This is a genomic window from Phytobacter diazotrophicus (assembly GCF_052061655.1).
GTDB classification, from domain to species: domain Bacteria; phylum Pseudomonadota; class Gammaproteobacteria; order Enterobacterales; family Enterobacteriaceae; genus Phytobacter; species Phytobacter diazotrophicus.
Genome location: NZ_CM125428.1, coordinates 1,209,436 through 1,229,285, shown reverse-complemented (window position 1 = coordinate 1,229,285; position 19,850 = coordinate 1,209,436). Strand labels below are relative to the sequence as shown.

Genomic DNA, 19,850 nt, shown 5'->3' with positions numbered 1-19,850 from the left:
CCGAAGATGTTTCTTTCGATTCATCATCGCGCTGCAAAAATTTGAGAGACTCGAACACACCGTCATCTGTTCTTATTACGGAGAACAGACACTGTGTGTCGTTTCAATTTTCAGCTTGATCCAGATTTTTAAAGAGCAAATATCTCAAACATCACCCGAAGATGAGTTTTGAGATATTAAGGCAGGTGACTTTCACTCACAAACCAGCAAGTGGCGTCCCCTAGGGGATTCGAACCCCTGTTACCGCCGTGAAAGGGCGGTGTCCTGGGCCTCTAGACGAAGGGGACACTTAAGTCTCACTCGCAAGACGCCTTGCTTTTTACTTTTCATCAGACAATCTGTGTGAGCACTACAAAGGCAGGTTCTTTAAGGTAAGGAGGTGATCCAACCGCAGGTTCCCCTACGGTTACCTTGTTACGACTTCACCCCAGTCATGAATCACAAAGTGGTAAGCGCCCTCCCGAAGGTTAAGCTACCTACTTCTTTTGCAACCCACTCCCATGGTGTGACGGGCGGTGTGTACAAGGCCCGGGAACGTATTCACCGTGGCATTCTGATCCACGATTACTAGCGATTCCGACTTCATGGAGTCGAGTTGCAGACTCCAATCCGGACTACGACATACTTTATGAGGTCCGCTTGCTCTCGCGAGGTCGCTTCTCTTTGTATATGCCATTGTAGCACGTGTGTAGCCCTGGTCGTAAGGGCCATGATGACTTGACGTCATCCCCACCTTCCTCCAGTTTATCACTGGCAGTCTCCTTTGAGTTCCCGGCCGGACCGCTGGCAACAAAGGATAAGGGTTGCGCTCGTTGCGGGACTTAACCCAACATTTCACAACACGAGCTGACGACAGCCATGCAGCACCTGTCTCACGGTTCCCGAAGGCACTAAGGCATCTCTGCCAAATTCCGTGGATGTCAAGACCAGGTAAGGTTCTTCGCGTTGCATCGAATTAAACCACATGCTCCACCGCTTGTGCGGGCCCCCGTCAATTCATTTGAGTTTTAACCTTGCGGCCGTACTCCCCAGGCGGTCGACTTAACGCGTTAGCTCCGGAAGCCACGCCTCAAGGGCACAACCTCCAAGTCGACATCGTTTACGGCGTGGACTACCAGGGTATCTAATCCTGTTTGCTCCCCACGCTTTCGCACCTGAGCGTCAGTCTTTGTCCAGGGGGCCGCCTTCGCCACCGGTATTCCTCCAGATCTCTACGCATTTCACCGCTACACCTGGAATTCTACCCCCCTCTACAAGACTCAAGCCTGCCAGTTTCGAATGCAGTTCCCAGGTTGAGCCCGGGGATTTCACATCCGACTTGACAGACCGCCTGCGTGCGCTTTACGCCCAGTAATTCCGATTAACGCTTGCACCCTCCGTATTACCGCGGCTGCTGGCACGGAGTTAGCCGGTGCTTCTTCTGCGGGTAACGTCAATCAACACGGTTATTAACCGTACTGCCTTCCTCCCCGCTGAAAGTGCTTTACAACCCGAAGGCCTTCTTCACACACGCGGCATGGCTGCATCAGGCTTGCGCCCATTGTGCAATATTCCCCACTGCTGCCTCCCGTAGGAGTCTGGACCGTGTCTCAGTTCCAGTGTGGCTGGTCATCCTCTCAGACCAGCTAGGGATCGTCGCCTTGGTGAGCCATTACCTCACCAACAAGCTAATCCCATCTGGGCACATCCGATGGCAAGAGGCCCGAAGGTCCCCCTCTTTGGTCTTGCGACATTATGCGGTATTAGCTACCGTTTCCAGTAGTTATCCCCCTCCATCGGGCAGTTTCCCAGACATTACTCACCCGTCCGCCACTCGTCACCCGAGGAGCAAGCTCCTCTGTGCTACCGTTCGACTTGCATGTGTTAGGCCTGCCGCCAGCGTTCAATCTGAGCCATGATCAAACTCTTCAATTTAAAAGTTTGATGCTCAATGAATTAAACTTCGTAATGAATTACGTGTTCACTCGTTGAGACTTGGTATTCATTTAGTGTCCGAGGACATTAAGAATCCATGTCACTTTGAGTGCCCACACAGATTGTCTGATAAATTGTTAAAGAGCAGTGCAACGCGGCTTTCGCTCACCGTTGCGAGGTGGCGTATATTACGCTTTCCTCTTTCAGAGTCAAGCGTTTATTTTCGCTTTTCTCTGCCGGGACTCTCAGGAGAACCCCGCTGACCCGGCGGCTTGTTTGCCGTTGTTCCGTGTCAGTGGAGGCGCATTATAGGGAGTTCTTAGGAAGTGACAAGTATAAAATTCAAAAAAAACGTCGTTTGCTCACTTTCCAGGCAAAACAGATATTGAGAGGCAATTCTTGCCTGGTTTTTAAACAAAAACGAGCCCCTGGAGGCTCGTTTTTGCTGTTTTGTGACTTACTGCACTGCCACAATCCGATCATCTTTCACAACTAATTGAATTATTTTGCCCGGTAAAAGTTCGCCAGACAAAATTTGCTGCGCCAGCGGGTTTTCAATCTGCTGCTGAATTGCACGTTTTAAAGGCCGTGCACCATACACCGGATCAAAACCATTCTCGCTCAGCAGTTTCAAAGCTTCATCGGAAAGGTTGACTTCATAACCACGCTCTTCCAGGCGCTTGTACAAACGCTGCAACTGGATTTGAGCAATAGAGGCAATGTGTTTTTCACCAAGCGGATGGAACACAACCACTTCATCTATACGGTTGATGAATTCCGGGCGGAAGCTATGGCTGACCACACCTAATACCAGATCTTTCATATGGCCGTAATCCAGTTCGCCAAACCGCTCCTGAATTAAATCCGACCCAAGGTTAGAGGTCATGATGACCACCGTGTTACGGAAGTCTACCGTTCTACCCTGCCCGTCGGTCAGGCGGCCATCATCCAACACCTGCAATAGGATGTTAAATACATCCGGATGCGCTTTCTCGATCTCATCAAGCAAGATGACGGAATAAGGACGGCGGCGGACCGCCTCGGTCAGATATCCCCCCTCTTCATATCCGACATATCCCGGAGGAGCACCGACGAGACGCGATACCGAGTGTTTCTCCATAAACTCAGACATATCGATACGCACCATGGCGTCATCACTATCAAACATAAAGTTAGCCAGCGATTTGCACAGTTCGGTTTTCCCTACCCCGGTCGGCCCAAGGAATAAGAAGGAACCAATCGGCCGATTCGGATCGGACAGCCCGGCGCGGCTACGGCGGATGGCATTCGATACAGCTTCAACAGCTTCATCCTGGCCAATCACACGCTGATGCAGCTCTTGCTCCATACGCAGCAGTTTGTCGCGTTCACCTTCCATCATTCTGGAAACCGGAATACCGGTCCAGCGCGCCAACACTTCGGCAATTTCTGCATCCGTCACTTTATTACGTAACAGACGCATCGTTTTACCTTCAGACTGAGTGGCCGCTTCCAGTTGTTTTTCCAGTTCCGGGATCTTGCCGTATTGCAGTTCAGACATCCGCGCCAGGTCACCAACACGACGCGCTTGCTCAATAGCAATTTTTGCCTGCTCAAGTTCGGCCTTTATCGACTGAGTACCGGAAAGCGAGGCTTTCTCAGCCTTCCACTCTTCTTCTAATGTGGAATACTGCCGTTCTTTATCTGAAAGCTCGTCGTTGAGCATCTCCAGACGTTTTTTACTGGCATCATCCGATTCTTTCAGCAACGCCTGCTGTTCAAGTTTGAGCTGGATAATACGGCGCTCGAGTCTGTCCAGTTCTTCCGGCTTAGAGTCGATCTGCATACGAATGCTGGACGCTGCTTCGTCGATCAGGTCAATCGCTTTATCCGGCAACTGGCGGTCAGCAATATAGCGGTGCGACAAAGTTGCAGCCGCCACGATAGCCGGGTCAGTGATCTGCACGTGATGATGCAGCTCGTAGCGTTCTTTCAGGCCACGCAGAATCGCGATCGTGTCTTCAACAGACGGCTCAGCAACAAACACTTTCTGGAAACGACGTTCCAGTGCCGCGTCTTTTTCGATGTACTGGCGATACTCATCAAGCGTCGTGGCCCCCACGCAGTGAAGCTCACCACGTGCCAGCGCCGGTTTTAGCATGTTCCCGGCGTCCATAGCACCGTCTGCTTTCCCCGCTCCCACCATAGTGTGCAACTCGTCGATAAAGAGAATAACGTTACCTTCCTGTTTGGAGAGGTCGTTAAGCACACCTTTTAAGCGCTCTTCAAATTCACCACGGTATTTCGCCCCGGCCACCAGCGACCCCATGTCCAGTGCCAATACCCGACGGCCTTTTAAACCTTCCGGGACTTCACCGTTAACAATACGCTGTGCCAGTCCTTCAACAATGGCGGTTTTACCGACACCAGGTTCACCAATAAGAACAGGGTTGTTTTTGGTACGACGCTGCAGTACCTGGATGGTACGGCGAATTTCTTCATCACGCCCGATAACCGGATCGAGCTTGCCTTGTTCAGCCCGCTCAGTCAGATCGACCGTGTATTTTTTCAAGGCCTGACGTTGGTCTTCGGCCCCTTGATCGTTCACGTTGTCACCTCCACGCATTTGATCAATTGCCTGAGTCACATTTGCCGTCGTCGCACCGGCTGATTTCAGCAGGTCGGCAAGCGAGCCGCGTGATTCAAGCGCCGCCAGAATAAAAAGCTCTGACGAAATAAAGTTGTCCCCTCTTTTCTGCGCCAGCTTGTCGCAGAGATTCAGTACTCGCATGAGGTCTTGCGAAGGCTGCACATCGCCGCCGGTGCCCTCCACCTGCGGCAAACGGCTTAACGCCTGCTCAATAGCCGTACGCAATTGCCCGGCGTTCACGCCAGCAGAGGTTAATAAAGGACGTACCGATCCCCCTTCCTGATTCAGCAAGGCGCTCATTAAATGAAGAGGTTCGATGAATTGGTTGTCGTGCCCCAGTGCAAGCGACTGGGCATCGGCAAGAGCAAGCTGGAATTTATTGGTAAGACGATCCAGACGCATAACTCCCCCCATAACAGGTCAAAATTGCTACTGGAGATTAAATGAGGTCATCCCTCAATTATTCAAGGTGAATGACCTGAATTATGCGAAAAGAAAGTTACACGTGCCGGATCGTCTTGATTCGATAGGTTATATCAGCCAAATGAAACTTGCCATACGGCCTGTGTTTTTGTCCCGACGATATGAGAAAAAATCATCCTTTTGGCTGAAAGTGCAACGATCGCCGCCGAAGACTTGCGTCACGCCGACGCTTGCCAGGCGCTGACGCGCAAGGGTGTAGATATCCGCGTAATATTTTTCCCCTGCCGGGCGAAACGCACTGTCTGCAATAGACTGTACTGCCATAAAAGCATCGCGCACTTCCGGGCCGACTTCGAAAGCATCGGGCCCAATAGCCGGTCCCAGCCAGGCAAGAATATTTTCGGGTTTATCAGCGAAGCAGTTCACGGTCTCTTCCAGTACACCCGCACAAAGCCCACGCCATCCCGCGTGAGCCGCTGCCACTTCTGTACCCGCGCGATTGCAAAAAAGTACGGGCAGACAGTCCGCGGTCATTACGGCACAAACTGTCCCTGCCGAATTGCTGTACGAGGCATCGGCACGCTTGCTGGCATATGGTTCACCGGTAAGTTTAAGGACATCCTTACCGTGCACCTGTTCAAGCCACACCGGTTTTGACGGAAGATTTCCCGCCATAAACGCTCGCTTACGGTTCTCTTCAACATGTGTCAGGTCATCACCGCAGTGCGCCCCCAGGTTGAGCGAATCGTAAGGTGGCAGGCTCACGCCGCCGATACGTGTAGAGCTACATGCCGCTACGCCTGAGGGAAGCGGCCATTCAGGGACAATCAGTTTGGTCATAACCAGGCCACATCATCCTTATGGGTTTCGAAGTCGGCACGCATGGCGTCAATCAGGTCAATCATGTCCTGCGGGATTGGCGCATGCCATTCCATCTCAATGCCAGTGATTGGATGGTACAGGCGAAGCATCGTTGCATGCAGCGCTTGTCTGTCGAACTTACGCAGCGCGGCAATAAATTCATCCGACGCACCTTTTGGCGGACGCGGGCGACCACCGTAGAGCTGGTCACCGACCAACGGATGCGTGATGTGCGCCATATGAACGCGGATCTGGTGGGTACGCCCCGTTTCCAGACGCAAACGCAGGCGCGTGTGAATACGGAAATGTTCCATGATGCGATAGTGCGTCACCGCAGGTTTACCCATCGGGTGTACAGACATATGCGTACGTTTGGTCGGGTGGCGACTAATAGGCTCTTCAACCGTACCGCCTGATGTCATATGACCAATCGCCACTGCTTCATATTCACGAGTTATCTCACGCAGCTGCAAAGATTCCACCAGGCGCGTCTGTGCCGGGACTGTTTTTGCCACCACCATCAGACCGGTCGTGTCTTTGTCCAGACGGTGAACAATCCCGGCGCGCGGAACATCCGCGATAGGGGGATAATAATGCAATAACGCATTGAGCACTGTCCCGTCGGGGTTGCCGGCGCCCGGGTGAACCACTAAATCACGCGGTTTGTTAATAACAATAATGTCGTCATCTTCATAGACAATATTAAGCGGGATATCCTGCGGTTCGAAACGCGCCTCTTCTTCTATCTCAGCGTTGATAGCAACGCTTTCTCCACCCAACACTTTTTCTTTGGGTTTGTCACACATTTTACCGTTGACCAGTACTTTCTGGTCGAGAATCCATTCTTTTATACGCGAACGCGAATAATCCGGGAACAATTCGGCCAAAGCCTGATCTAAGCGTTGACCGAGTTGATTTTCGGTAACCGTTGCGGTGAGTTGTACTCGTTGTGCCATATACAGCTTCTTCGTTAACGTTGGGTTTTACGGCTTTGCCGTTTAATATAGTGTGCTATTGTAGCTGGTCTTAGTCGGGAGCAGGAAAGACAATCTCCCGCATACACATTCTGAGGAAAGTCTAATCGTCATGACGCGCATGAAATATCTGGTGGCAGCCGCCACGTTGAGCCTGGCTTTGGCGGGTTGCTCCGGTTCAAAGGAAGTGGTGCCTGATAATCCGCCAAATGAAATCTACGCGACTGCCCAGCAAAAACTGCAAGACGGTAACTGGAAGGCAGCCATAACGCAACTGGAAGCGTTGGATAACCGTTATCCGTTTGGACCTTACTCGCAGCAGGTGCAGCTGGATCTGATCTACGCTTATTACAAAAATGCCGATCTTCCGCTGGCTCAGGCCGCAATCGACCGTTTCATACGTCTGAACCCAACCCATCCTAACATTGATTATGTCATGTATATGCGTGGTCTGACTAATATGGCGTTAGATGACAGCGCTCTGCAGGGTTTCTTTGGCGTTGATCGCAGCGATCGCGATCCGCAACATGCGCGTGAAGCATTTAAAGATTTCTCTAAATTGGTTCGTGGCTACCCGCGTAGTCAATACGTTACCGATGCAACCAAACGTCTGGTTTTCCTGAAAGACCGCCTCGCGAAATATGAGTACTCTGTGGCGGAGTACTACACCAAACGCGGCGCATGGGTCGCAGTGGTGAATCGTGTTGAAGGTATGATGCGTGACTTCCCGGATACCAAAGCAACGCGCGATGCGCTGCCGTTGATGGAAAATGCCTACCGTGAAATGCAGATGACCGCTCAGGCCGATAAAGTGGCAAAAATTATTGCTAGCAATGGTTCCAGTAGTTGAGTCATTCCAAAACGCAAAACGGCAGCCACGAGCTGCCGTTTTTTATGCCTGCAAGGCAGAGCTGAAGCGGTTTAGCTTCAAATCATCCTATCAACTATGACGGGTATTCCGGCCTTCGACAAGTAATATTTGCCCTCTTCCTGTCCTGCCTCACAAAACGTCTCCCTTGACAAAAAGTGACAAAATAATGTGATTTAAATCACACATTTTGACATTGGTCGAGGTATGCTGGAATCACCAAGACGGAAAGACAAGAGGTAAAATTTATGACAGTGAACATTACCAGCAAACAAATGGAAATCACCCCAGCAATTCGCCAACATGTCGCAGACCGTCTCGCCAAACTGGAAAAATGGCAAACACATCTTATTAATCCACATATCATCCTGTCGAAAGAACCGCAGGGCTTCATTGCAGATGCCACTATTAATACGCCAAACGGACATCTGGTCGCCAGCGCAAAACACGAAGATATGTATACCGCTATTAACGATTTGATCAACAAGCTGGAACGGCAGCTCAATAAAGTGCAGCACAAGGGTGAAGCGCGTCGCGCCACTACCTCGGTGAAAGACGCGGACTTCGTTGAAGAAGAATAACCTCACAGCATTGAGTTAATCAGCAACGCGCCTTCGGGCGCGTTTTTTATTGACAGAGAGAAAACAGTACAGGTACTTTAGTCTGACACTCAAAAGGAAATTTTCATGAAACATGTTCCGTTCTTCTTCGCATTCTTTTTTACCTTCCCATGACCGGGAGGCGATTCGTTTTGTGATAAAGAATGCGAAGACGAACAACAAGGCCTCCCACTCCGGGAGGCCTTTTTTATTGATAACAATTAAGGCAACAACATGACAGCGGATAACCCTTTACTGGATTTACGTGTAAAAATAAGCGCCCTGGATGAGCAGTTACTTTCCCTGTTGGCCGAGCGGCGTCAACTGGCGGTTGAGGTGGGTAAAGCAAAACTGGCTTCTCACCGCCCTGTTCGGGATATTGATCGTGAACGTGACCTGCTGGAACGTCTAATTCAATTAGGTAAAACGCATCACCTCGACGCCCATTACATCACTCGCCTGTTCCAGCTTATTATCGAAGATTCCGTTCTTACCCAGCAGGCGCTGCTCCAGCAGCATCTCAACAAAATTAACCCACACTCTGCCCGTATCGCTTTCCTCGGCCCGAAAGGTTCGTACTCTCATCTGGCTGCGCGCCAGTATGCCGCTCGTCATTTCGAGCAATTTATTGAGAGCGGCTGTCTGAAATTTCACGATATTTTTAATCAGGTTGAAACAGGTCAGGCTGATTACGCGGTCGTGCCACTGGAAAACACCAGTTCCGGGGCCATCAATGACGTTTACGATTTGCTACAACACACCAGCCTGTCGATTGTGGGTGAGCTGACCGTGCCAATTGACCACTGCGTGCTGGTATCCGGTTCCACCGACCTGGATAAAATCCAGACCGTTTACAGCCATCCGCAGCCTTTCCAACAATGTAGCCAGTTTTTGAATCGCTACCCGCACTTGAAAATTGAATATTGCGAAAGTACCTCCTCCGCCATGGAACGTGTGGCACAGGAAAACTCTCCGCATGTGGCCGCACTGGGTAATGAAGCCGGCGGGGCGTTGTATGGATTACAAGTACTGGAACGCAATCTGGCAAACCAAACGCAGAATATCACTCGCTTTGTGGTACTTGCCCGCAAAGCGATTGATGTCTCCGATCAGGTCCCGGCCAAAACCACACTGCTGATTGCAACCGGTCAACAGGCCGGTGCGCTGGTTGAAGCATTACTGGTGCTGCGTAATCACAACCTGATCATGACCAAACTGGAATCGCGCCCGATCCACGGCAACCCGTGGGAAGAGATGTTCTACCTGGATATTCAGGCGAATTTACACGCGTTGGATGTGCAAAAAGCCCTGCGTGAGCTGACATCCATTACCCGCTCGCTTAAGGTGCTCGGCTGTTATCCCAGTGAAAACGTCGTACCTGTCGACCCGGCTTAACGTTCTATAAACGGTGACTTCTTCATTCCTGCCACCTCAACCGGCAGGGTGAAGATCGCCCCCGAAAGAGGATAATCTGCTATCTCCTGCTCATCCATATTCTCCCGCGTGGTCGTAATAAACAGCGTTTTCATATCGGGTCCGCCAAAGCAGACCATTGTCGGGCAACGTACTGGCAGGCGATACTCTGCCAGTTGCTCTCCCTGCGGTGAAAACCGTGCAATACGCCAGCCATCGAACATTGCGCTCCAGTAGCAGCCTTCAACATCCATTGCCGCACCGTCCGGGATCCCTTCACCGACTTGAAATCTCCGGAAGACTTCGCGCGCACCAGGCTCCCCATGCTCATCCAGCGGCGTTCGATAGATGACCCCGTTTGGTGTATCAGATGTAAACATCCACTGCTTGTCGTGGCTGAACGCCAGACCGTTATGGCCTTGAATATCGCATTGGATCACCCTGGGTTTAAGGTCATTATCAATACGCATCAGAAGCGCACCGTTGTAATCGCCCGGCCCCCAGAATGTCCCTGCATAGAAACGGCCAAGGTGATCGGTGCCACCATCGTTAAAACGCGCCAGTTGCGGGTTTGACGGGTTATCACACACTTTCTGTACCAGCAACCCTCGCTTATCGGCGAGCCAGATAGCATTGCGCATCGCGACAATAAAACCGCCCTTTTCTCTCAATGCGAAGCAGCCAACCTCCTCGGGAAAACAAAGCACCGAGTGCTCACCGGTAGCAGGATGATAACGATGCAGTTCGCCTTCAAGAATATCGGCCCACCAGAGCGCCTGCTCCTCTTCACTCCATGTCGGGCATTCCGGCAGGTGCCCGGTATAATCAAACAGCAGTTGCGGTTCAGCCATATCTGTCCCTTAAAAAGAAAAAAGCCAGCGGTATACCACTGGCTTTTCAGTATAAACGGCTTTTTATTTATTGGCGGCTGTCATTTGCCTGACGCAGCAAGACGCGGCTTTCATTCTGGAAACGTTTAGCATAATCGCCAAACCAGTGTTCCACCTTACGGAAGCTGTCAATAAACGCCCGCTTGTCGCCGTGCTCCAGCAGGCTAATCGCCTCGCCGAAACGCTGGTAGTAGCGCTTTATTAGTGCCAGGTTATTTTCCGACGACATAATAATGTCGGCATAGAGTTGTGGATCCTGTGCGAACAAGCGGCCAACCATCGCCAGTTCAAGGCGATAAATAGGCGACGAGAGTGCCAGTAACTGCTCAAGCTGTACATTCTCTTCGGCCAGATGCAGCCCATATGCAAAAGTGGCAAAGTGGCGTAACGCCTGGATAAACGCCATATTCTGGTCATGCTCTACGGCGCTGATCCGATGTAAGCGCGCACCCCATACCTGAATTTGCTCCAGGAACCACTGGTAAGCATCCGGGTTTCGACCATCGCACCATACGACAACCTGTTTCGCCAGGCTACCGCTGTCAGGGCCAAACATCGGATGCAGACCGACGACAGGTCCTTTATGTGCTTCCAGCATCGCCTGCAATGGCCCGCTTTTTACTGACGCCAGGTCGACAAGGATACAATCGTCCGGTAACGGCGGTAACTGTGCGATCACCTTTTCAGTGATATGAATAGGAACACTCACAATGACCATGCCCGCATCAGCAACGATTGTCTGCGCCTGTGCCCAGTCATCTTTTTCCAGAATACGCACCTGGTAGCCAGAAAGTGTCAGCATTTTGGCAAACAACTGCCCCATTTGCCCATTGCCACCGACAAGTACGACCGGTCGTAGCGAAGGACAGAGGGTTTTGAACCCCTTGTCGTTTTCACTGGAATAGGATTCACGCATAACGCGACGCAGAACATCCTCAATCAAATCCGGTGACACCCCCAGGGCTTCAGCTTCCTGACGACGGGACGCCAGCATCGAGGCCTCGCGTTCCGGAACATAGATCGGCAGACCGTATTGGCTTTTTACTTCACCGACTTCGGCAACCAGCGACATACGGCGAGCCAGGAGTTCCAGCAACGCTTTATCGACTTCATCTATTTGATCGCGTAACGCGGTCAGCTCTGCAACCATAACACCCTCTTAAGCCAGACGTGCCGCAAGGCTACTGCGCAAGTCATTGCCGATTTCACGAAGCAACACCTCAGTGGTTTCCCAGCTAATACAAGCATCGGTGACGGATACACCGTATTTCATTTCATTACGCGGCTGCTCGGATGATTGATTGCCTTCGTGGATATTACTTTCAATCATCAAGCCAATAATTGAACGGTTTCCGTCTTTGATCTGCGCAACAACCGATTCAGCCACTGCTGGCTGGCGGCGATAATCTTTATTCGAATTGCCATGGCTGCAATCTACCATCAGTGCTGGCTTGAGTCCCGCCTGCTCCATCTCTTTTTCACACTGAGCAACATCCGCAGGGCTGTAGTTTGGCGCTTTACCACCGCGCAGAATCACGTGACCATCAGGGTTGCCTTGCGTTTGCAACAGGCAGACCTGGCCGGCCTGGTTAATACCGACGAAACGGTGCGGCATTGCTGCAGCGCGCATCGCGTTAATCGCTGTTGCCAGGCTGCCGTCAGTACCGTTTTTGAAGCCCACTGGCATTGATAAACCGGAAGCCATTTCACGGTGGGTTTGTGATTCCGTGGTGCGTGCACCAATGGCGGACCAGCTAAACAGGTCGCCCAGGTACTGCGGGCTATTCGGGTCGAGCGCTTCGGTTGCCAGCGGCAGCCCCATGTTGACCAGTTCCACCAATAACTGGCGAGCAATTTTCAGCCCGGCTTCAACATCAAACGAACCATCCATGTGGGGATCGTTAATCAACCCTTTCCAGCCGACGGTGGTACGGGGTTTTTCAAAATAGACGCGCATCACCAGATAGAGGCTATCGCTGACCTCTGCGGCTAGTGCTTTAAATCGACGAGCATATTCAAGTGCGGTTTCTGGATCATGAATTGAGCAGGGGCCGCAAACGACTAACAAACGCGGATCTTCTCCGGCGATGATGTTGGAAATCGTCTGGCGGGACTGCGCGATCTGCGCTTCCTGAGCAATACTCAGCGGGAAAGCGGCTTTCAGTTGATCCGGAGTAATCAGAACTTGTTCGTCGGTAATGTGTACGTTATTCAGCGCGTCTTTTTGCATGATTGGTGATCCTGTATGGCTCGTTTGCGATAGTTATTCCTCAGTGAGGAGGTGACACGATATCACAATCAGTAAAGAATTCAATCCAAAATACGTACATTTATCTTTACACATCAATTTTTATCCTCATCACATGGCAATAAAATGTAAACAATTTAATACACGCAATTTTCCAGAAGCCTGTAAGACCGCATATGAAGGCTTGCGCAAAAGTACCATGCAGGGCAAGCCATAAGCATCCATTGTATGGACGTTAGGCCGGTGTTCGACGACGAAGCAATTGTCTGGACTGGGGAGCAAGAACATGATGCTGGGGTTGGGACTTTGGATAAGCATTACCACTGCGGGTCATACGGATAAATGCAATTTCATATCCTTTTTTAAACCATAAAAAAAGGGCCAACCCACAGGCCAGCCCTTTCTAACAGGATGTCGCGAAAGCGAATCTTAGTTAAGACGCTCTTTGATACGAGCAGACTTACCAGTGCGCTCACGCAGGTAGTACAGTTTAGCTTTACGTACAGCACCACGACGTTTAACAGCAATGCTATCAACTACCGGAGAGTGGGTCTGGAAGACACGCTCAACGCCTTCGCCGTTGGAAATTTTACGAACAGTGAATGCAGAGTGCAGACCGCGGTTACGAATAGCGATAACCACGCCCTCGAATGCCTGCAGACGTTTTTTGGAACCTTCAACAACCCATACTTTCACTTCCACGGTATCACCCGGACGGAAGGAAGGTACGTCCTGCTTCATCTGTTCTTGTTCAATTTGCTTAATAATGTTGCTCATAATTTAATCTCTTATCCTGGGTAAACTGATATTGGGGGCTTACGCCGTCCCATCATGTTTATGTTGCTGTTATGCGTGTTCTTTTTTGAACTCCGCCAGCAACCTTGCTTGCTCTTCAGTCAGAGCCAGGTTTTCCAGAAGTTCAGGTCTTCTAAGCCAGGTGCGGCCCAGCGACTGTTTCAAACGCCAGCGACGTATCTCGGCATGATTTCCCGACAGTAACACTGGCGGTACTTCCATCCCTTCTAACAGCTCAGGTCGAGTATAGTGTGGGCAGTCCAGTAATCCATCAGCAAAGGAATCTTCCGTTGCCGAAGCTTCATGTCCCAGAACACCCGGAATAAACCGGGAGACCGAATCAATCAGCGTCATGGCTGGTAACTCACCACCACTGAGAACGTAATCGCCGATAGACCATTCTTCGTCAATCTCGGTTTGGATTACGCGCTCATCTATCCCTTCGTAGCGCCCGCACACCAGAATCAGTTTCTGATTCGTTGCCAGTTCGCTGACGCCCGCTTGATCAAGCTTACGCCCCTGAGGTGACAGATAAATCACTTTTGCGCCTTCACCGGCCGCATCTTTTGCTGCATGAATGGCATCCCGCAAAGGTTGCACCATCATTAGCATCCCCGGTCCGCCGCCGTAAGGACGATCGTCCACGGTACGGTGCCGGTCATGAGCAAAGTCACGTGGACTCCAGCTCTGGATGCTCAGCAGGCCATTTTTAACTGCCCGGCCAGTTACCCCGTAGTCGGTAATCGCGCGGAACATTTCAGGAAACAGGCTAATTATGCCAATCCACATAGCGCCGTCTTTTACCGTATATCCGGAGGTTTAAAAACCAGGATCCCAATCTACTTCAATGGTTTGAGTAGCGAGATCGACTTTCTTGATAACCTGCCCATCGAGGAACGGAACCAACCGCTCCTTGATACCAAATGCATCTTTCAGGTTTGCCTTGATGACGAGAACGTCATTTGACCCGGTTTCCATCATATCGATGACTTTACCGAGGCTATAACCTTCGGTGGTCACTACCTGGCAGCCCATCAGGTCTTTCCAGTAGTAGTCACCCTCTTCCAGTTCCGGCAACTGCGATGAATCTACGACAATTTCGCAATTGGTCAGCAGATTCGCGGCATCTCTGTCATCAACACCTTTCAGTTTGATGACGATGTCCTGATTGTGGTAGCGCCAGCTTTCCAGCTCAATGCTCTGCCACTGACCCGCCCGTTCAATAAACCAGGGCTGATAGTCAAAAATGCTTTCGGCGTCTTCGGTGGAAGAAAACACTCTGAGCCAACCACGGATACCGTAGGAAGATCCCAGTTTACCCAGAACGATAGGATTAACAGGGCTCTGCGCGGCGTGTTGCTTGCTCATCATGACCACCGTGACAGATTAAGCTGCTTTGTTTACTTCTTTGATCAGCGTAGCTACGCGATCAGAAACGGTAGCGCCCTGGCCAACCCAGTGAGCGATACGATCCAGATCCAGGCGGGTGCCTTCTTCTTTCTCGGACGCGATCGGGTTGAAGAAGCCAACGCGCTCAATGAAGCGACCGTTGCGTGCATTACGGCTGTCGGTGACAACAACCTGGTAGAACGGACGCTTTTTAGCGCCGTGACGTGCTAAACGAATAGTTACCATAACATCCTCTTGTGTGAATAAAACAACCGGGCCCCATCGAGGAACGGAGCCCGGTGTCATATTAAAAGCCCGAAAATTTTACTGATTTCTGGGGAAATTGCAATCAACAGTTTAGAAACTGTGATATCAAGGCCGTCGGCGTTGCAGTCAGTTTGGTGCTGCGTGCGCGCAGCCACCGGAACGTACACGCAGTACGTGAGGATGGCGAGCACACCCCGGCACCAAAATGGCCAATAAGCCAGGCCGATTTAGTCTTAGCGGCCAGGGAACCCCGGCGGCATCATCCCCTTCATACTTCTCATCATCTTCGCCATACCGCCCTTCTTCATTTTCTTCATCATGCGCTGCATGTCGTCGAACTGTTTCAGAAGGCGGTTAACATCCTGCACCTGCATCCCGCAGCCTGCAGCAATACGGCGCTTACGAGAGCCTTTGATGATTTCAGGATTCGCACGCTCTTTAAAGGTCATTGAGTTGATGATCGCTTCCATACGCACCAGGACTTTGTCATCCATTTGCGCTTTAACGTTGTCCGGAATCTGCCCCATGCCCGGCAACTTGCCCATCAGGCTCGCCATACCGCCCATGTTTTTCATCTGACGCAGTTGTTCCAGGAAGTCGGTCAGATCGAAACCGTCGCCTTTTTTCAGTTTGGACGCCAGTTTCTCAGCCTGAGCGCGGTCGACCTTGCTTTCGATATCTTCAATCAGCGACAGGACGTCACCCATGCCGAGGATACGCGAAGCAATACGGTCCGGATGGAACGGCTCCAGTGCTTCGGTTTTCTCGCCGACACCGAGGAACTTAATCGGTTTGCCAGTGATATTGCGAATGGAGAGCGCCGCACCGCCACGGGCGTCACCGTCCACTTTGGTCAATACAACACCCGTCAGCGGTAGCGCTTCGTTAAACGCTTTCGCGGTATTCGCCGCATCCTGACCGGTCATCGCATCAACAACAAACAGGGTTTCTACCGGGTTAATCGCGGCATGAACCTGTTTGATTTCATCCATCATCGCTTCGTCAACGTGCAGACGACCGGCGGTATCCACCAGCAGCACGTCGTAGAACTTAAGCTTCGCTTCTTTCAGCGCCGCATTAACGATATCTACCGGCTTTTGCGCGACATCAGAAGGGAAGAAGTCGACTTCCACCTGCTGCGCAAGGGTTTCCAGCTGTTTGATCGCCGCCGGGCGATAAACGTCCGCGGAAACCACCATTACCTTCTTCTTGTGTTTTTCACGCAGGAACTTACCCAGTTTACCTACGCTGGTAGTTTTACCTGCACCTTGCAGACCCGCCATCAATACAACGGCTGGCGGCTGAGCGGCCAGGTTAAGGCTCTGGTTCTCTTCGCCCATCGCCGCAACCAGTTCGTTGCGCACGATTTTGACGAACTCCTGACCCGGGGTCAGGCTCTTATTCACTTCATGACCAACCGCTTTTTCTTTTACGCGGTTGATGAAATCACGCACGACCGGCAAGGCGACGTCCGCTTCCAGCAGCGCCATACGCACTTCGCGTAGCGTGTCTTTAATGTTGTCTTCAGTGAGGCGTCCACGACCACTGATATTGCGCAGGGTGCGCGACAAACGATCGGTTAAATTATCAAACATTGTCTCTCGCCTGAGGTAAAACGATGGGCCGCCAGGGCGACGCATAACAGAAATTTGCGTCAGTATAACATGAAGACATTCGTGATGTATGTGATGCAACGGTTGGAGCCAGAGTCACGTAACGTTATACTGCTTCTCTTTCTTCTTAGGTCAACTGTCGACGTCACTATGCCCGTGTTCGCCTTAATTTCTCTTGCCGCCTATTCCATCAGTCTCGCACTGATCGTTCCCGGTTTGCTGCAGAAAAACAGCGGCTGGCGCCGCATGGCGATTTTATCAGCGGTTGTCGCGCTGATGTTTCATGGCTTCGCGCTTAAAGAGCGGATTTTCCCGGACGATGGTGGGCAAAACCTAAGTTTATTAAACGTCGGTTCGCTGGTCAGTTTGATGATCTGTACGGTCATGACCATTGTGGCGTCGAAAAACCGTGGCTGGCTGCTGTTGCCCATCGTCTATACCTTTGCGCTGATCAACCTCGCCTTCGCTATTTTTGTGCCGAACGAGTACATCACGCATCTCGAAACCACGCCTGGTATGATGATTCATATTGGGCTTTCACTCTTCTCGTATGCCACGCTGATTATCGCGGCGATGTATGCACTACAACTGGCGTGGATTGACTACCAACTGAAGAATAAACGACTGGCATTCAGCAGCGAAATGCCGCCGTTAATGAGTATTGAGCGCAAAATGTTTCATATCACGCAGATTGGCGTGGTTCTGCTGACTTTAACGCTCTGTACAGGTCTCTTCTTCCTCAAGAACCTGTTCAGCATGGAGAATATCGACAAAGCTGTCCTGTCGATCATCGCCTGGTTCGTCTATATCGTATTGCTGTGGGGCCATTACCATAAAGGGTGGCGCGGGCGCCGTGTCGTGTGGTTTAACGTCGCAGGTGCGGGCATTTTAACGCTGGCCTATTTCGGTAGCCGCGTTCTGCAGCATTTCCTAAGTTAATAAGGAGTTCCCCCTGGAACACATTTCCACCACGACGCTGATCGTCACCCTGATCATCATGGTGGTGATTTCGGCGTACTTCTCCGGTTCTGAAACCGGTATGATGACCGTTAACCGTTATCGCCTGCGTCATCTGGCAAAGCAGGGCCATCGAAGCGCTAAGCGCGTCGAAAAACTGCTGCGTAAACCTGACCGACTCATCAGCCTGGTATTGATTGGCAATAACCTCGTCAACATCCTCGCCTCTGCGCTGGGGACTATTGTTGGTATGCGTTTATACGGCAACGCTGGCGTGGCAATTGCAACCGGTGTGCTGACCTTTGTCGTGCTGGTATTTGCCGAAGTCCTGCCAAAAACCATCGCCGCTCTTTATCCCGAAAAAGTCGCTTTTCCCAGTAGCGTTCTGTTAGTACCACTGCAAATCATTATGATGCCGTTGGTCTGGCTGCTTAATGGTGTTACGCGGGTTCTGATGAGGATGGTGGGCATCAAAGCTGATGTCGTTATCAGCGGGGCCCTCAGTAAGGAGGAGTTGCGTACGATCGTGAACGAATCCCGCTCCCAGATATCCCGACGCAACCAGGACATGCTGTTGTCGATACTGGATCTGGAAAAAGTAAGCGTCAATGACATCATGGTGCCGCGTAGCGAAATCGTCGGTATTGATATCAACGACGACTGGAAGTCGATCGTGCGCCAGCTTACCCATTCGCCTCATGGCCGTATCGTGCTCTACCGGGATTCGCTTGACGATACCATCAGCATGCTTCGCGTGCGCGAAGCCTACCGCCTGATGACGGAGAAAAAAGAGTTCACCAAAGAGGTCATGCTGCGCGCCGCTGATGAGATTTATTATGTGCCGGAAGGTACGCCGCTCAGCATTCAACTGGTGAAATTCCAACGCAATAAAAAGAAAGTCGGCCTGGTCGTGGACGAATACGGCGATATTCAGGGGCTGATTACGGTTGAAGATATTCTTGAAGAGATTGTTGGGGACTTTACGACATCGATGTCGCCGTCGCTTGCCGAAGAAGTAACACCGCAGAATGACGGGTCTGTGATCATTGATGGCAGCGCCAACGTACGTGAGTTGAATAAAGCATTTAACTGGCAGTTACCGGAAGCAGAGGCCCGGACAATTAACGGAATGTTACTTGAAGCCCTGGAAGAGATCCCGGCCGCTGGCACCCGTGTGCGCATTGAACACTATGATATCGATATTCTCGATGTGCAGGACAATATGATTAAGCAGGTGCGGGTTATTCCGGTCAAATCCCTTCGCGATAGCGTGGCGGAATAATGCTTATAACCCTCTCCCGGCAGGGAGAGGGTTAACGTGAGGGGAAAATTAACCCTTCGCTTTTGCCACCGTCACCATCGCGGCACGAATCGTACGGCCATTGAGGGTAAAGCCTTTTTGCATCACGCCCAGCACGTTGCCCGGCGCCACCTCTTCTGACTCCACCATCGCGATAGCCTGATGCACATTCGGATCCAGCGGAACGTTGGTATCGGCCACAACTTCCACGCCGAATTTTTTCACCACATCCAGCATAGATTTCAGCGTCAGTTCAATACCTTCGACCATGGAGGACATGTCGGCATTGTTCTTGTCCGCAACTTCCAGTGCGCGATCCAGGCTATCAATTACCGGCAGCAGTTCGTTGATGAATTTTTCCAGCGCAAATTTATGCGCCTTTTCAACGTCCAGCTCGGTACGACGACGCAGGTTTTCCATTTCTGCTTTCACACGCAGAATACCGTCACGCTCACGGTTCTGCGCTTCAATCAGTTGCGCTTCGAGGTTGGCAATCTTCTCATCGCGCGGATCCACCTGCTCAGCAGAAGCGTCTGGTTCAACCGCCTCAATATCTTCGTGCTGATCCATGATAATTTCTTCCGGGGCTTGCCCGTCAGGCGTTTTCTGTTCTTTACTACTCATGAATTTCTCCGCGTTTTTTCGCATTCATCTCGCTAACTTCGCTTATTATGGGGATCAGTTTCCGGGTTTCAAGGGAACGCGACAGA

At 51.3% G+C, this 19,850-nt stretch carries 18 protein-coding genes, 1 tRNA gene, 1 rRNA gene and 1 other annotated feature; of the genes, 6 read left to right on the top strand and 14 right to left on the bottom strand.

The genetic code is table 11. From position 1 onward, the window contains the following. Positions 1-211: 211 nt before the first annotated feature. The 5 genes from ACS0RQ_RS05985 to rluD form a co-directional block, all read right to left on the bottom strand. Positions 212-287, bottom strand: a tRNA-Glu gene (locus tag ACS0RQ_RS05985). Between the two features lie 85 nt (positions 288-372). Further along, positions 373-1,914: ribosomal RNA gene (locus ACS0RQ_RS05980) — 16S ribosomal RNA — on the bottom strand. A gap of 457 nt (positions 1,915-2,371) precedes the next feature. After that, a complete protein-coding gene (gene clpB / locus ACS0RQ_RS05975; protein WP_271851828.1) occupies positions 2,372-4,945 on the bottom strand; it encodes an ATP-dependent chaperone ClpB in 2,574 nt (857 codons plus the stop codon). 129 nt (positions 4,946-5,074) lie between these two features. Continuing rightward, positions 5,075-5,806 carry a purine nucleoside phosphorylase YfiH gene (gene yfiH, locus ACS0RQ_RS05970; protein WP_271851830.1) on the bottom strand — a complete coding sequence of 244 codons (732 nt, stop codon included), beginning with the start codon at positions 5,804-5,806 and terminating at the stop codon, positions 5,075-5,077. Then, a complete protein-coding gene (rluD, locus tag ACS0RQ_RS05965; RefSeq protein WP_039077551.1) occupies positions 5,803-6,783 on the bottom strand; it encodes a 23S rRNA pseudouridine(1911/1915/1917) synthase RluD in 981 nt (326 codons plus the stop codon). Before rluD ends, yfiH begins: the two co-directional genes overlap by 4 nt. A 130-nt stretch (positions 6,784-6,913) precedes the next feature. On the opposite strand from rluD, the gene bamD reads away from it, so the two are divergent. The 4 genes from bamD to pheA all read left to right on the top strand — a co-directional run bounded on the left by bamD (position 6,914) and on the right by pheA (position 9,663). After that, the gene (gene bamD / locus ACS0RQ_RS05960) at positions 6,914-7,651 is read left to right on the top strand and encodes an outer membrane protein assembly factor BamD (RefSeq protein WP_039077552.1); all 738 of its coding nucleotides are present in this window, start codon (positions 6,914-6,916) and stop codon (positions 7,649-7,651) included. A gap of 266 nt (positions 7,652-7,917) precedes the next feature. Beyond that, positions 7,918-8,250 carry a ribosome-associated translation inhibitor RaiA gene (raiA, locus tag ACS0RQ_RS05955; RefSeq protein ID WP_039077553.1) on the top strand — a complete coding sequence of 111 codons (333 nt, stop codon included), beginning with the start codon at positions 7,918-7,920 and terminating at the stop codon, positions 8,248-8,250. 104 nt (positions 8,251-8,354) lie between these two features. Then, positions 8,355-8,480 (top strand) — a sequence feature (Phe leader region). After that, positions 8,356-8,403, top strand: coding sequence for a pheA operon leader peptide PheL (pheL, locus tag ACS0RQ_RS05950; RefSeq protein WP_103245904.1), 48 nt, complete (start codon positions 8,356-8,358; stop codon positions 8,401-8,403). Its footprint overlaps the feature before it by 48 nt. 22 nt (positions 8,481-8,502) lie before the next feature. Next, positions 8,503-9,663 carry a bifunctional chorismate mutase/prephenate dehydratase gene (gene pheA / locus ACS0RQ_RS05945; RefSeq protein WP_271851833.1) on the top strand — a complete coding sequence of 387 codons (1,161 nt, stop codon included), beginning with the start codon at positions 8,503-8,505 and terminating at the stop codon, positions 9,661-9,663. Here pheA and ACS0RQ_RS05940 read toward each other — a convergent pair. The 8 genes from ACS0RQ_RS05940 to ffh form a co-directional block, all read right to left on the bottom strand. Next, positions 9,660-10,532 carry an SMP-30/gluconolactonase/LRE family protein gene (locus tag ACS0RQ_RS05940; RefSeq protein WP_271851835.1) on the bottom strand — a complete coding sequence of 291 codons (873 nt, stop codon included), beginning with the start codon at positions 10,530-10,532 and terminating at the stop codon, positions 9,660-9,662. The two genes, pheA and ACS0RQ_RS05940, sit on opposite strands and share 4 nt — an antisense overlap. Before the next feature lie 67 nt (positions 10,533-10,599). Further along, entirely contained in the window at positions 10,600-11,721 is a 1,122-nt protein-coding gene (tyrA, locus tag ACS0RQ_RS05935) for a bifunctional chorismate mutase/prephenate dehydrogenase (protein WP_271851838.1), read from the bottom strand. A 9-nt stretch (positions 11,722-11,730) separates the two neighbouring features. Then, complete coding sequence (aroF, locus tag ACS0RQ_RS05930) at positions 11,731-12,801, bottom strand: 3-deoxy-7-phosphoheptulonate synthase AroF (RefSeq protein WP_271851839.1); 1,071 nt, start codon at positions 12,799-12,801, stop codon at positions 11,731-11,733. 447 nt (positions 12,802-13,248) lie between these two features. After that, positions 13,249-13,596: a 50S ribosomal protein L19 gene (gene rplS / locus ACS0RQ_RS05925; RefSeq protein ID WP_006178051.1), complete on the bottom strand. Its 348-nt coding sequence runs from the start codon at positions 13,594-13,596 to the stop codon at positions 13,249-13,251. A gap of 69 nt (positions 13,597-13,665) precedes the next feature. Beyond that, the gene (gene trmD, locus ACS0RQ_RS05920) at positions 13,666-14,403 is read right to left on the bottom strand and encodes a tRNA (guanosine(37)-N1)-methyltransferase TrmD (protein WP_039077558.1); all 738 of its coding nucleotides are present in this window, start codon (positions 14,401-14,403) and stop codon (positions 13,666-13,668) included. 30 nt (positions 14,404-14,433) lie between these two features. Then, positions 14,434-14,982 (bottom strand): ribosome maturation factor RimM, encoded by a 549-nt coding sequence (rimM, locus tag ACS0RQ_RS05915; RefSeq protein WP_047369183.1) that lies wholly within the window; start codon positions 14,980-14,982, stop codon positions 14,434-14,436. An 18-nt stretch (positions 14,983-15,000) separates the two neighbouring features. Next, complete coding sequence (gene rpsP, locus ACS0RQ_RS05910) at positions 15,001-15,249, bottom strand: 30S ribosomal protein S16 (protein WP_039077560.1); 249 nt, start codon at positions 15,247-15,249, stop codon at positions 15,001-15,003. Between the two features lie 254 nt (positions 15,250-15,503). Continuing rightward, positions 15,504-16,865, bottom strand: coding sequence for a signal recognition particle protein (gene ffh / locus ACS0RQ_RS05905; protein WP_039077561.1), 1,362 nt, complete (start codon positions 16,863-16,865; stop codon positions 15,504-15,506). Positions 16,866-17,033: 168 nt separating this feature from the next. Between ffh and ACS0RQ_RS05900 the strand changes: the two genes are divergently transcribed. Continuing rightward, positions 17,034-17,822: a cytochrome C assembly family protein gene (locus ACS0RQ_RS05900; RefSeq protein WP_296414770.1), complete on the top strand. Its 789-nt coding sequence runs from the start codon at positions 17,034-17,036 to the stop codon at positions 17,820-17,822. Positions 17,823-17,835: 13 nt separating this feature from the next. Then, on the top strand, positions 17,836-19,122 hold the full coding sequence (locus tag ACS0RQ_RS05895; RefSeq protein WP_271851855.1) for an HlyC/CorC family transporter: 1,287 nt from the start codon (positions 17,836-17,838) through the stop codon (positions 19,120-19,122). 48 nt (positions 19,123-19,170) lie between these two features. Here ACS0RQ_RS05895 and grpE read toward each other — a convergent pair whose 3' ends face one another. After that, positions 19,171-19,764, bottom strand: a complete 594-nt coding sequence (gene grpE, locus ACS0RQ_RS05890; protein ID WP_039077564.1) for a nucleotide exchange factor GrpE — start codon at positions 19,762-19,764, stop codon at positions 19,171-19,173. Between the last annotated feature and the right edge of the window lie 86 nt (positions 19,765-19,850).